The organism is Arenibacter sp. ARW7G5Y1, assembly GCF_003201775.1.
Taxonomy (GTDB): domain Bacteria; phylum Bacteroidota; class Bacteroidia; order Flavobacteriales; family Flavobacteriaceae; genus Arenibacter.
Window position 1 is genome coordinate 178,958 of record NZ_QJJZ01000004.1, and the last position, 14,149, is coordinate 193,106.

The 14,149-nt window shown below is 41.1% G+C and carries 10 protein-coding genes; 2 read left to right on the top strand and 8 right to left on the bottom strand.

Annotated features, from left to right (window positions below; translation table 11 throughout):
• Positions 1-29: 29 nt before the first annotated feature.
• From C7972_RS07760 to rpsO, 5 genes are all read right to left on the bottom strand, one after another.
• Complete coding sequence (locus tag C7972_RS07760; protein ID WP_110355651.1) at positions 30-1,265, bottom strand: DEAD/DEAH box helicase; 1,236 nt, start codon at positions 1,263-1,265, stop codon at positions 30-32.
• A gap of 69 nt (positions 1,266-1,334) precedes the next feature.
• The gene (locus C7972_RS07765; RefSeq protein ID WP_110355652.1) at positions 1,335-3,536 is read right to left on the bottom strand and encodes a radical SAM protein; all 2,202 of its coding nucleotides are present in this window, start codon (positions 3,534-3,536) and stop codon (positions 1,335-1,337) included.
• A gap of 333 nt (positions 3,537-3,869) precedes the next feature.
• Complete coding sequence (locus C7972_RS07770) at positions 3,870-4,733, bottom strand: RNA polymerase sigma factor RpoD/SigA (protein WP_031442671.1); 864 nt, start codon at positions 4,731-4,733, stop codon at positions 3,870-3,872.
• Between the two features lie 186 nt (positions 4,734-4,919).
• A complete protein-coding gene (locus C7972_RS07775) occupies positions 4,920-7,139 on the bottom strand; it encodes a polyribonucleotide nucleotidyltransferase (RefSeq protein ID WP_110355653.1) in 2,220 nt (739 codons plus the stop codon).
• Positions 7,140-7,366: 227 nt separating this feature from the next.
• On the bottom strand, positions 7,367-7,636 hold the full coding sequence (gene rpsO / locus C7972_RS07780; RefSeq protein WP_031442673.1) for a 30S ribosomal protein S15: 270 nt from the start codon (positions 7,634-7,636) through the stop codon (positions 7,367-7,369).
• 248 nt (positions 7,637-7,884) lie between these two features.
• Between rpsO and C7972_RS07785 the strand changes: the two genes are divergently transcribed.
• Positions 7,885-8,745 (top strand): hypothetical protein, encoded by an 861-nt coding sequence (locus C7972_RS07785; protein WP_110355831.1) that lies wholly within the window; start codon positions 7,885-7,887, stop codon positions 8,743-8,745.
• Between the two features lie 49 nt (positions 8,746-8,794).
• Here the strand turns inward: C7972_RS07785 and accD are convergent, their stop codons facing one another.
• Genes accD through C7972_RS07800 form a run of 3 tightly spaced genes read right to left on the bottom strand, consistent with a single transcriptional unit; the run spans position 8,795 to position 13,350 of the window.
• A complete protein-coding gene (gene accD, locus C7972_RS07790; protein ID WP_110355654.1) occupies positions 8,795-9,655 on the bottom strand; it encodes an acetyl-CoA carboxylase, carboxyltransferase subunit beta in 861 nt (286 codons plus the stop codon).
• 24 nt (positions 9,656-9,679) lie between these two features.
• Positions 9,680-10,747 carry a class II fructose-bisphosphate aldolase gene (gene fbaA, locus C7972_RS07795; RefSeq protein ID WP_110355655.1) on the bottom strand — a complete coding sequence of 356 codons (1,068 nt, stop codon included), beginning with the start codon at positions 10,745-10,747 and terminating at the stop codon, positions 9,680-9,682.
• A gap of 59 nt (positions 10,748-10,806) precedes the next feature.
• Positions 10,807-13,350 carry a BamA/TamA family outer membrane protein gene (locus C7972_RS07800; protein ID WP_309148917.1) on the bottom strand — a complete coding sequence of 848 codons (2,544 nt, stop codon included), beginning with the start codon at positions 13,348-13,350 and terminating at the stop codon, positions 10,807-10,809.
• A gap of 75 nt (positions 13,351-13,425) precedes the next feature.
• Here C7972_RS07800 and C7972_RS07805 point away from each other — a divergent pair, with 75 nt between their 5' ends.
• Positions 13,426-14,148, top strand: coding sequence for an RNA methyltransferase (locus C7972_RS07805; RefSeq protein WP_110355657.1), 723 nt, complete (start codon positions 13,426-13,428; stop codon positions 14,146-14,148).
• The last annotated feature ends 1 nt before the right edge of the window (position 14,149 follow it).

A 14,149-nucleotide genomic window follows, 5' to 3' on the forward strand; every position in this document is an offset into this window, starting at 1 on the left:
CAACCTTGCTATGCTCCAAAAGATCCCGATCAATACCAACGTTTCTTTTTCTTTTTGGAGGCCACGGACTTCCTGCCTTTTTTATGTTTACTGCCTTGTTTCTTATGTACTTGCGGTTTGGCCTTTGGATCTAAGGGATACGGATGGTCTTCAACAACTTGGATGTGTTTTTGCATCAGTTTTTGAATAATGGATAAATATCCCTTTTCATCTGCGGAACAAAAGGCATAGGATGTTCCCGTATTTCCCGCTCTTCCCGTTCTTCCTATACGGTGTACATAGGTTTCCGGTATATTTGGCAAATCGAAATTGATAACCGCGTCCAGGTCGTCAATATCCAAGCCACGGGCGGCAACATCAGTGGCCACAAGAATGTTGGTTACCCCCTGCTTGAATTTTCCTAGTGCTGCGTGGCGCTCTTCCTGTGACTTGTCTCCATGTAGGCTATCTACCTTGAAATTGTTGTTGCGAAGCGTTTTTTCCAACTTCTCCACCCCGTATTTTGTGCGTCTAAAAATCAGGATATTGCCCTTTATAGTATTTCTAAGAAGGTAAAGACAGAGTTCTATTTTATTGGGCTTTGGCGTGTAATACAATAACTGATGTACGGTAGCCGCAGCGGAAGATGTAGGGGTGATGGCTACTTTCTTGGGGTCTTTTAATATGGTATCGGCCAACTGCACCACTTTAAAAGGCATAGTGGCCGAAAATAGGAGTGTCTGTTTGTCATTGGGGCAGAGGCGCTCTATTTTTTTTACGTCATCTATAAATCCCATATCCAACATTAGATCGGCCTCATCCAATACCAATATTTCCACATAGTCCAAATTGACCCTGTCTTGCTTGTGCAGATCCAATAATCTACCTGGGGTTGCCACAAGGATATCCACTCCCTTTTTTAAGGCAGCTATTTGGGGCTCTATTTTTGTTCCACCATATACAACGGTTGAGGTTAAATGCGTGTATTTGCTGTAATCCAAAAAACTCTCGTGAATCTGGGAAGCCAATTCTCGGGTAGGACTTATTATCAATGCTTTAATTTTTTTGCCCTTTTCCGAAGTCTCTTGCTTATCAAATAGCAGCTGCAATATGGGCAGGGCAAAAGCGGCCGTTTTTCCTGTTCCTGTTTCGGCAGAGGCTATAACGTCATTTTTCTCCAGAACTAAGGGTATGGCAATTTCCTGAATGGCAGTTGGGGCGTCATAGTTTTTTTCAGCCACTGCTCTCAGGAGATGTTTATTGAGCTTTAATTCTTTAAAATTCATATGGATACCTATTTAGGTAGTGATGCGTACAAAGGTAAGATAAATTGGCAAGGCATGTGTTGGTTGGGCCTACAAGCTTAAAAGACCATGGTCCCTTAAAGTTTGTAAGGGCTTGGAATACCAGAACAGCTCAAAATTTTCAAATTGCGATTCAAAGTCGGTCTTAAGCTGTGCAAAGGTGGTCGTTTTTCCATGGTTGCCTATCATATTGGCCAAGGTGTTACCGAGCCATTTCCCTTGTTCCTCATCAATGGTAATGGATATGGAAGTGGTTTGGTCATGAAAGACCATTTTGAGCAATTTCCAGGTATGTCCTTTTTTGGATTTGGAAATAGTCTCCACCATGGGCAGTCTTCCCAACCATAGTATTTTGGCATTGGGTTTGGTGATTAATACAGGTTCCTCTTTAAGGGCGTTTTCAATATAGTTGGGTGCAATGGAGGTTTTTGGGATTTTAAAACTGAACCATTCCTGTAAGGGAAGGTCAAAACAAATACCGTGCATATAGTTAAAGAGGGACTTTTTTAATCCATAACTAAACTTCCCGTGGTCAATTCCCGTAGTATCCGTGAACTGGATATCATTGTTGGCAAAAGTTATGGGCCGATAGTCTGGAATAATATGGTAATCTTCGGGGTTGAGACCTATCGGACTATGGGCGGTAAGGGCAAATTGATGCCAGAATCCTGATTGAAGTATTCCCACTTGGAACATTTGCCGTACCATTTCCAAACTATCTACGGTCTCTTGGACCGTTTGGGTAGGGTAGCCATACATAAGATAACAGTGTACCATAATACCCGCTTCGGTAAAATTACGGTTAACCCGTGCTACCTGCTCAACGGTAACTCCTTTTTGGATCAATGCCAGCAATCGGTCCGAGGCTACCTCCAATCCTCCGGAAACGGCAATACAGCCAGATGCCTTTAATAACTTACAGAGGTCGCGGCCAAAGCTTTTTTCAAACCTAATGTTGGTCCACCAGCTAACGGTTACATTTCGTTTTATGATTTCCAGAGCCAAAGCCCTCATTAGTGCAGGGGGTGCGGCTTCATCCACAAAATGAAAACCGGTTTCCCCGGTTTGTTCAATGAGCTCCTCCATACGGTCTACCAGCAGTTTGGCGGCAATGGGCTCATATATTTTTATGTAGTCCAGGGAGATATCGCAAAAGGTACATTTGCCCCAATAGCAACCATGTGCCATGGTAAGTTTGTTCCAGCGGCCATCGCTCCAAAGACTGTGCATGGGGTTGGCAATTTCAATGACCGAGATGTATTTGTCCAGCAATAGATCGGTGTAATCCGGGGTACCTACTTCGCTTTGTTTGTAATCTGTGTTGGGGGAGAGATTATTGTAAAAAATTGTTTCGTCCTTTATTAAAAAGGTTCTCTTTAGAAGGGCATTGCTATCGGTGCGTTGGGGGAGCAGGCAATGGGCCGTTAGCAGCTCCAAGGGAAGTTCTCCATCGTCCAGACTTATATAATCAAAGAATTCGAAAACCCGCGTATCGGAAACCGATCTCAATTCCGTATTGGGAAATCCCCCGCCCATGGATACTTTTATTTTCGGATAGTGTTGTTTTAAAAATTGGGCACATCTAAACGCACTGTACAGATTGCCGGGGAAGGGAACGGAAAAACATACCAGCTTGGGTTTGACCGTATTGATCCGCTTATCCAAAATGTCCAGCGTCAATTCGTCTATATAAGTTATTTCATTTTGTAAATACCGGTATAGTTCGTCAAAGGAATTGGCGCTTCTTCCCAATCGTTCTGCGTAACGACTAAAACCAAAGTTTTCATCGACACATTCTACCATAAAATCGGACAGGTCTTCCAGATACAGTGTGGCCAGGTGTTTTGCCCTATCCTGATGTCCCATGGTCCCAAAGGCCCATTCCAAATCGTCCAATTGATCAAATCTCCCTGCTTGTGGCAAAAAGTTGGGCGTACATATTTGTCTGGCAAAGGTGGCGTTATGTCCCTGCAAAAAGGAAACAACGGCATCTATGGTCTTTAAATAATCTTCTTGTAAGGCGTTTATTCTAAGGCAGTTGTCCGATATTATGGAATTGTTCGCCTTTGCACAATCAAAAATATTACGAAGTCCGTCTTTGGAGAAGATTTTTAATATTACCTCTATCCCCAGATCCATTTGAAATGCACTTATGTCCTTGGTGTTCAAAAATCCCTTTAAATAGGCCGTTGCCGGATAGGGAGTGTTCAGTTGGGTAAAGGGAGGGGTTATTAAAAGGAGGTCTTTCGCCATAGTGCAATAATGTAGATGATACAAAGATAGGGGTGTTTCAAATAATAGACTTGTTAATTGTTTAAGGAATGCAGTTGTCGAAAATTGAGTATTTCGGTTTAAAAAAGTGGGGGCAATTATTTGTGATTAGTTGTTAAAATATCAATGAATACAGTACTTTTAGGGTTTTTTTCTTTGGTGTAAAACAAAAAAACTCCGGTAATCAGCCGGAGTTTATTCATCAATCAAAAAACGAACAGTCATGATAACTGTTGTTACAGTCCACAATTTACAATTTTTGCAGCATCTTTCCAATGGGGAAAGACGATTGCACAAAAAATTTAATTGTTTGGATTAACCAAGATATGTTTTTAGGATTTTGCTTCTGGAGGTATGCTTTAACCTTCTAATTGCCTTTTCCTTTATTTGGCGAACCCTTTCCCTGGTAAGGTCAAAAGTTTCCCCAATTTCTTCCAAGGTCATGGAATGTTGTCCGGCCAATCCAAAGTACAGGCGAATTACATCCGCCTCCCTTGGGGTCAAGGTTTCCAAAGCTCTTTCTATTTCAGTTCTAAGCGATTCGTGCAACAATTCCCTGTCCGGATTTGGCGATTCCCCACTACGCAGTACATCGTAAAGGTTGGAATCCTCACCGTCTATCAAGGGGGCATCCATGGAGACGTGACGACCGGAATTTTTAAGTGATTGTTTTACATCCTCGACGGTCATGTCCAATTCCTTGGCGATTTCTTCCGCAGATGGTTGTCTTTCATGAGCTTGCTCCAAGAAGGCAAAGGTCTTGTTGATTTTATTGATAGACCCGATCTTGTTCAAAGGTAGTCTTACAATACGCGATTGTTCGGCCAAAGCCTGTAATATGGACTGACGAATCCACCAAACCGCGTAGGATATGAATTTAAATCCACGTGTTTCATCAAAACGTTGTGCGGCTTTAATTAAGCCAAGGTTACCTTCATTGATCAAATCAGGAAGGGTTAAACCTTGATTTTGGTATTGCTTTGCAACGGAAACCACAAATCGTAAATTGGCCTTGGTCAATTTCTCGAGTGCACGTTGATCACCTGCCTTGATCCGTTGTGCCAATTCTACTTCCTCATCTGCCGTAATCAAATCTACCTTACCAATTTCCTGTAAGTATTTATCCAAAGAAGCAGTTTCTCTATTGGTAACCTGTTTTGTAATTTTAAGCTGTCTCATCGAAATTTTATCTTTCTAAATTATGTGCATTAAGCATAAGCTGCATTAGGTTATACGTTGAAAAGTTGGAAATGTTACAATTGGTCCGTTTTATTTTGCTTTTTTAGATAAAATACATGAAAAAAGCCATGCTCTACCTTAAAAAAGGTAAAACATGGCTTTGGTATTGTGACCGTTATTTAAAAACTAGTCCCTTCTTGGCTTACGATCCCTATCTCTATTTCTATCGTTGCCCCTGTCATTTCTACCGCGATCTTCGCGTGGTGGTCTTTCCTTATAACCTTCAGGTTTTGGCAATAAAGCCTTACGTGAAACTTTTTCTTTTCTTGTTCTTGGATCTACACCAAAGTATTTAACATCAAAAACATCTCCCATGTTTACCACATCGGAAACATTTTCTGTTCTTTCCCAAGCCAATTCGGATACGTGAAGCAATACCTCGTTACCGGGGGCCTCCGTATATTCCACAACGGCACCAAAATCCAACATTTTGATGACTTTTACTTCGTATGCGCTACCTACTACTGGTTTAAACAATAATGATTCTATTTTTGCAAGAACCATATCGATTCCTTCTTGTGAAGTACCTAGTATTTCAACAATACCTTCTTCGGTAACCGGATCCTCATTGATAACGATGGTTGTTTTGGAAGTTTTTTGTAATTCTTGGATTACTTTTCCTCCAGGCCCAATTAATGCTCCAATGAATTCGCCAGGAATAACTCTGGTGACCATCTTGGGAGCATGTGGTTTAACATCTGCATTAGGTGTAGCAATAGTATCTACCAATTTACCAAGTATGTGCAAACGTCCAGCTCCTGCCTGTTTAAGGGCATTGACCAAAATTTCATAGGATAAACCTTTTACTTTAATGTCCATTTGGCAAGCAGTAATTCCGTCTGCAGTTCCTGTAACTTTAAAGTCCATATCCCCAAGATGATCCTCATCACCAAGTATATCGGACAATACAGCGTATTTTCCTGATTCGCTATCGGATATCAATCCCATGGCAATACCGGACACGGGTTTCTTTAATTGCACCCCGGCGTCCATCAATGCCATAGTTCCGGCACATACCGTAGCCATGGAAGACGAACCATTGGATTCCAATACTTCGGATACAACCCGGACCGTATAAGGACAATCCTCTGGCACCATCCCTTTTAGGGCACGTTGGGCCAAGTTACCATGTCCTACCTCCCTACGGGAAGTACCTCTAATAGGTCTGGCTTCCCCTGTTGAAAAAGGTGGGAAGTTGTAATGCAGGTAGAAAGTTTCCTCTCCTTCAAAAGAAGGCATATCTATTTGGTTGGCTTCCCTTGAAGTTCCCAAAGTAACCGTAGCCAAAGCTTGGGTTTCCCCACGTGTAAAAATAGCGGAACCATGTGTGGAAGGTAAATAATCCACTTCACACCAAATGGGTCTAATCTCATCTGTTTTTCTACCGTCCAAACGAAGTCCTTCGTTCAAGGTAAGGTCCCTAACCGCGGCTTTTTCGGCCTTGTAGTAGTATCTGGAAACCAAATCCCCGAAATCTGCCAATTCTTCTTCGGAAAAAGTAGCTTTAATCTCTTCTTTTATGGCGTCGAAGGCAGCACTTCTTTCGTGTTTTGCCGAACCGGCTTTTGCAATGGCATATACTTTGTCATACGCCATGTCGTGGATTTTCTTGGCCAATTCCTCATCTTCCCTTTCCGACTCGTACTCACGTACTTCTTTTTTGCCAAATGCTTCTGCCAGCCTAATTTGGGCGGCACATTGTACCTTAATGGCATCATGGGCAAATTTAATGGCTTCTACCATTTCCTCTTCGGAAATTTCTTTCATTTCACCTTCAACCATCATCACAGAATCTGCTGAAGCTCCAATAACCATATCGATATCGGATACCAATAATTGGGCTCTGGTTGGATTGATTATGAATTCACCATCAATACGACCTACACGCACCTCGGAAATAGCACATTCAAATGGGAAATCTGAAAGTTGAATGGCTGCAGAAGCGGCCAATCCTGCCATAGCATCGGGCATAACATCCTCATCATGGGACATTAATTGGATCATCACCTGGGTTTCAGCATGGTAATCCTTAGGAAAAAGTGGGCGTAAAACGCGATCCACCAATCTCATTGTCAATACTTCACCGTCACTCGGTCTTGCTTCCCTTTTGAAGAAACCTCCTGGGTAACGTCCCGAAGCTGCAAATTTTTCACGGTAATCTACCGTTAGTGGAAGAAAATCCACATCACTTTGTTTGTAATTGGAAACTACTGTACATAACAACATACATTTTCCTGACTGAACAACAACAGAACCATGGGCCTGTTTTGCCAATTTTCCGGTTTCGATAGAAATTTCCCTACCGTCCCCAAGGTCAATGACCTCTTTAAATACTTTTGGTATCATAAATACGAATTAAAACCTGTCTCATTACAGGTTTGTTAAACAATGGTCTTTCGTCTGTTATAGACGTGTTGTTGTGTTGTAGTTGTGTGTTGTTGACCAATGAAAAACTATGTGCAAGCTTTTTGTTTGTGCCCTAAGGTATGCCTATGGGACTTTACAATAGTATTGAAATCAATAATATTGATATTGTAAAAAAGGGGAAAGTAAAACTTTCCCCTTTTGGTAACTTATTTTCTAATTCCTAATTCTTTAATTATGGCACGATATCTAATGATATCCTTCTTAATCAAGTAATCTAAAAGAGATCTTCTCTTTCCTACCAGTTTTACCAATGAGCGTTCGGTGTTAAAATCCTTACGGTTCTTTTTCAAATGCTCGGTCAAGTGGTTGATTCTGTGGGTGAACAAGGCAATCTGCCCTTCAGCGGAACCTGTGTTTTTTTCTTCCCCGCCGTGTTTCTTAAAAATCTCGGCCTTTACTTCCTTAGTTAAATACATTCCAATATTATTTTAATGATTTTTATGTACATGATTGATTTTCAATCAGGGGGCAAAGATAGACTTTTTTTTAGAAACCTAGAGCCATCCCAATGTTTTTTGAAGTGTGGATTAAACTTTTTTTAAAATAGTTCGTCCTAATATAAAACGTTAAAGAAATGTTATTGCCCCATTGTAATGACAGATCTGAGCGCTGGCCGGCGATGGAATTGAAATTCTACTTATTGCAAACATTAAAATCAAAACAGATGAAAAAAAGTCTCAAAAAATTGAACGTAACAGGATGGCTGCTATTGGTCTTTTTGGTAATGGGTTCCTGTAACAATGAAGAGTCCAACAATCAGGAAGAGGATACGGCTTTTGAGGTGGCGGAACTTGTCGCTAGCGATGAGGCCGATTTAATTTCGGAGGAAATAGCCAGCATAGTTGAGGATATGTATGCCACCGAGGAGATCAGGGCTACCTCAAAATCGTTCTTTCTTTCCAATTATTTGCCGGAATGCGTCACTATAACAACAGTGGTTACCAATGAGACCAAGGAAGCAGCCATAGATTTTGGAGAGGGTTGCGAGCTGGCCAATGGCAATCTATTAAGTGGAATTATCCATTTAAGTTATGCCAAGGATCTGGATGTGGCAACCAAGACCATTGTTCTTTCTTTGGAGGATTTCACTTTTAACGGAGTGGCTGTGACAGGGGGAGCAACCTTGGTGAGGAAACGTTTCAATGGTAATGGTAACCCCCAGTCCGATGTAGTAGCCAGTTATAACGGGGTATGGCCGGATGGAAGTGTTGCCAGTTTTACAGGAAATAGAAGCCGGGAATGGGTAGCGGGTTATGGTTCCGGGATTTGGACCGATAATGTTTTTCTTATTTCCGGGAAGGGCAGCTATACCAATAAGACGGGCGTTGTATATTCCAGGGAAACCAAAAGCTTGCTTAGAAGGGAATTGTCCTGTAGGTTTATTGTTAGCGGGGTAATGGAAATTGCTAAAAACGATACTGCTATTAGCCTCGATTTTGGGGACGGCACTTGTGACGCTAAAGGAACGTTGACCTTTCCAAATGGAGAAACCAAGGAAATTCTTTTAAGAAGGTTCAATAAGTAGGGGATAGCACAATTAAAAAAGGCCCTGATCATAATCAGGGCCTTTTATTTTACTTTCTAACAGGGTTGTTTTCTATTAAATCTATATAAAGATTGATTTTCTTTTTAAGATCCCTGCGATGTACAATAAAATCTAAAAATCCATGTTCCTGAAGGAATTCCGCTGTCTGGAACCCTTCGGGCAGTTCTTTCCCAGTAGCCTCTTTAACCACCCTGGGACCGGCAAAACCGATCAAGGCCCCTGGTTCGGAAATATTTATATCGCCCAACATGGCATAGGAAGCTGTGGTACCTCCAGTGGTTGGATCCGTACACAATGAAATATAAGGGATGCCTGCATCGGCGAGTTGTGCCAATTTAGCCGATGTTTTGGCCAATTGCATAAGGGACAATGCGGCTTCCATCATACGTGCCCCCCCAGATTTGGAAATCATCACAAAGGGGATTTTCTTTTTGATGGAATAATCGATACCCCGTGCTATTTTCTCTCCTACCACACTGCCCATGGAACCACCGATAAAGCTGAAATCCATACAACAAATAACTACGTCCTTACCCAGTGATTTGCCCACTCCGGTCCTAACCGCATCTTTGAGGCCCGTTTTTGCTTCGGCCGCCTTTAAACGATCCGCATACTTCTTGGTGTCCTCAAATTTCAACGGATCCTTGGAAGTAAGTTTGGCGTCCAACTCGGTAAACTTGTTATTGTCGAAAAGTATTTCAAAATATTCCTTACTGCCTATTCGTACATGATAATCATCTTCTGGGCTAACATAAAAATTCTTTGCCAACTCATCGGATTCAACAATTTTTCCGGTAGGTGATTTGTACCAAAGGCCCCTAGGGGTATCCTTTTTCTGATCCGTGGCAGTTTGTATTCCTTTTTCCTTTCTTTTAAACCAAGACGACATAAGCTTTCTTTTTGGGTTGGGGGATTATAGGGTATTCACATTGTTAAGGTCCTCAAAAGCCTTTTTTAGACGAGTAACAAACGTTTTCTCTCCTTCTCTTAGCCAAACACGTGGATCATAATGTTTTTTGTTTGGTTCATCGGCCCCGTTTGGATTACCGATCTGGGATTGTAAATAATCCTTTTTATCTTGAACGTAGTCCCTGATTCCTTCCAGGAAGGCATACTGTAAATCGGTATCGATGTTCATTTTAATAACACCATATCCAATGGCCTCACGTATTTCCTCTACGGTAGAGCCCGATCCACCATGGAATACGAAATCTATATGGTTGTGTTCCACACCGTATTTCTCAGTAATAAATTCCTGTGAATTCCTAAGGATTTTTGGGGTTAGTTTTACATTTCCTGGTTTGTAAACACCGTGGACATTGCCAAATGCGGCGGCAATGGTAAACCTAGGGCTTACTTTGGATAGCTCTTCGTAGGCATAGGCAACCTCTTCTGGTTGTGTATATAGTTTTGAATCGTCCACATCAGAGTTGTCCACACCGTCTTCTTCACCTCCTGTAATTCCCAACTCTATTTCCAAAGTCATACCCATCTTGCTCATTCTGGCAAGGTATTTTTTGCATATCTCAATATTCTCTTCCAACGGCTCTTCCGACAGGTCTATCATATGGGAACTGTATAGCGGTTTCCCAGTTTCCTTAAAATGTTTTTCACTTGCATCCAACAAACCATCTATCCATGGCAATAATTTTTTGGCACAGTGATCTGTGTGCAATATAACGGTTGCCCCATAAGCCTCTGCCAATTGATGAACGTGTTTTGCTCCTGCCACGGCTCCCAAAATAGCCGCTTTCTGACCGTCATTTGATAAAGCTTTTCCTGCATTGAACTGTGCGCCCCCGTTGGAGAACTGTATAATTACGGGAGCATTTAAACTGGCAGCAGTTTCCAAAACTCCGTTAATCGTGTTCGATCCTATAACATTAACAGCAGGTAGTGCAAATCCTTTTTCCTTAGCATAATTGAAAATTTTCTGAACCTCATCTCCGGTTGCAACTCCTGGTTTAATATTGTGTGCCATAATCTTGTTTTAGTGTATATAATTAAAAAGTTGGGACAAAAGTAATAAAATAATCAGCTCTAAAAAGGATAATTTATACCTATGTTGAATACAGCGTTGGACAGATTGTAGTCCCTAAACCATCTTTTGGAAGATTCTTCGGCAGGATTATAAGTTTTGAGACCCATATCCAACCTAAACACAAAATATGTAAAATCGTATCGTATTCCCAAGCCTGTTCCCAATGCAATATCTGCCAAGGATCCAAAATTTTCAAATTTGGCCTTCTCGTCGGTAACGTTGTCCATGACGTTCCATATGTTACCTGCATCGGCAAAAAGTGCCCCTTTTATATCACCTACTATTGGAAAGCGATATTCTAGATTGAAGGCTATTTTTAAATTTGCTTCGTTAAAGTCGTTCACATCCTCTGTACTGCCCGGTCCAAGTGAATATGGCAACCAAGCACGGTTGTCATTGGACCCGCCGGCAAAATAACTTCTTACAAAGGGTATGTTGTCCGAATTGCCATAGGGTACGGCAATTCCGAAGAAACTCCTAAAAGCGAGTACGTTGGTCCTTGAGGTGCTCCAATGTTTTATGTAGTCGAATTCCGTTTTTATATATTGGGAAAATGGCACGTTAAAAACCAGGAGTTTATTATCTTCATTGGTATAGAACGGAATTAAATTGGAAATACCAGACAGGAGATTGCCGGCACTTTCCAATTTGAACCTAAACTGATAAAAATCATTATCGGTAGTACCGTTTTTATTGTTCTTGTTAAAAGTGTAATTGCTAGCGAATATTAAATTGTTTTCGGTTAGCCTTATTCTTCTTTCTTCAATACTACTTATGTTGTCATAATCCGAGGTGCTCGAGGCCACCTCCCCGTTTAGGATAGCGTTGGTAAAACCTGTAGTGCCCTCTGGGATTATTAAATATGGATCTGTACTGCCGCTTCCTGTCTCATAAAATTCGGCCAATGCGGGTTCGGTCTGATAATTGTCGGCAATTTCATCCAAATTCTCATAGGTGTTCTGGTAGACCGTAAAAAATCTATTGGGGTTTACATTGCGGACAAACTGTACATTTAATAACTCTACTGTATTCTTTTTAAAATCCGATGGTGACCAATTATAACCAAAAACAGTATTAAAGGTTTGTTTGTCCAGGCCAATATTCTGTTGAAAACTTGTTCCTATGGATAATTTGGTTTTGGGAAGCATATAGTTGGGTATAATACGGGATGTATTTACAAAGGGGAACCAAATTCTGGGTAAATTAAGGTTGATGTCCGCCCCCGTTTCCAAAATATTGAAAAAACGGTTGTCCGCAATATCCGGGTCACTGGAGGCCCCTATGCTTATCCTTCCGGAAATACTAAGGTTTTCTGCACCTTTGAACAAATTTCTGGCTTGTAGGGATGGACTAAACCCTATGCCTAAAAATTGAATATTGGAGTGGGTTACATCAAAATCGGTACCCAAGGAATATTTAGGACGGGGTGAAAGATAGATATTGGCGGTCAGTTCTGAATCTGTACTATCGGCTACAAATTCAATATTGGGATATTTAAAGGTGTTAAGGTTGGTAATTTGTCTATAGGTTCTTATTCGGTTAATTTCCCTGTAGATACTATCTTTTTTTAAGAAAACGGCATCCGTAAGTGTTTTTGGCTTATACCGTAATTTTCCCTGGTAATAGATCGTGAAATCTTTATAGTCCACCTTATTTAAGCTATCCAGCCCATTATTGAAGGTGTAGTTGGTGTAAATATTGATTTTCTTAAAGGTGTGGACCTTGTATTCCGAGGTGGAAAGAGCGTTGTCTGTCCTAGTTTTTAAATCTTCAATATTTAAAAGAATATCCAATTTTTGATTGTTTCCCAGTTTGGTCGTGTCCCCGATTAAATCGTAGGAAATGGAGCTCTCCTGAAAGTTGTGGATACCTGTGTTTCTAAAAAGATTGGTCAATCGTTCCCGCTCGCTGTTAAAGTTGTCGAGGTCTATCCGTTGCCCTGATTTTATAAACGAATCACTCTTGTAGGCCTTGTTGATGGAGTCCAAGGCGGAAGAGGTTATTTTTGTGGAAATTGAGTCTATAAGATAAGGGGAGCCCAAATCTAACTTGTAGTTGATGGTGGCCCGTTGTTTTCTGGTACTGGTATCTATTTCATAAGTCGTAGCGTTGTTAAAATACCCCTTGCTTTTGTAATAGGCATTCATCCTTTGCAAAGACCTTCTTGTTCTTGAAGTATCTAGGATGGCTGGAGGTTCCCCTATATTTTTTAACCATACGCTGGCCCCTTTGACCAAAAAGGATTCACCCAATCTTTCCACTTGTTTTTTGGAAAGGACATTGATGAGGCGCTGCTCCCTTTTTTCCTTTTTGTGCAACCATACCTGATAGGAAGAATCTGGGTTTTTCTTGGCCAAGTTGTAAAGATTTAGTCGAAGGGGGTAACCTAATAATGTGCTGTTGGGTTTTTGAAAAATAAGGCTGTGTATATCTTCATCCGTAACCTTTGTACTATCGGCATAAATAAGGTTTTTTGTCAATAGGAGTTCGTCATCGCCAACTCTTTTTGTTGCATTGCAAGAGGTAATTGCAATTACTAGCAATAATAATCCTATTTTCGTAATGTTTAAATACATACACTGCCGTGTCCTCATAGAAGTCAAAAATACATTATTTGTATGGTTGTAAAAAGCCAAATAAAATTTATAAGAAATTTACAGCAAAAAAAGTACCGTGCTCAAAACAAGTTGTTTGTTGTGGAGGGGGTAAAGACCGTCCGGGAATTACTCAATTCTTCCCTGAAGGTCTATAAAATATATGTTACGGACAACACATTGTTGGAGGGGGATGGCAATATTATAGAGGTGATAAGTGAGGGGGAATTGAAAAAAATGAGCGGATTGTCCACTCCAAACAAGGTCTTGGGCGTATTTCATATTCCGGTTCCGGGGCCATTGGATTTTTCGGATTGGGTCATTGCTTTGGACGATGTTCGGGATCCGGGAAATTTGGGTACTATTATCCGTCTTTGCGATTGGTTCGGGGTCAAGAGCCTAATTTGTTCGTCCAATTCCGTAGATTGTTATAATCCCAAGGTCCTACAGGCTACAATGGGCTCCATAAGTAGGATGAACATTGTGTATGGGAATCTACAGGGGATTATAAGTGATTCTGGGGTTCCGGTATATGGGGCTTTTATGGATGGTGCCGAGGTTTATAAGGAGAAATTTACCCAAAGGGGAATATTGGTTATGGGGAACGAGGCCAATGGGGTATCTGAAGCCATAGAAGCCTTAATAGATAAGAAAATCACAATTCCACAATTTGGCCCAAAAACTACAGAGAGTTTAAATGTGGCAACTGCCACTGCTATCCTATTAAACGAAATTAGGAGAGGTTAAT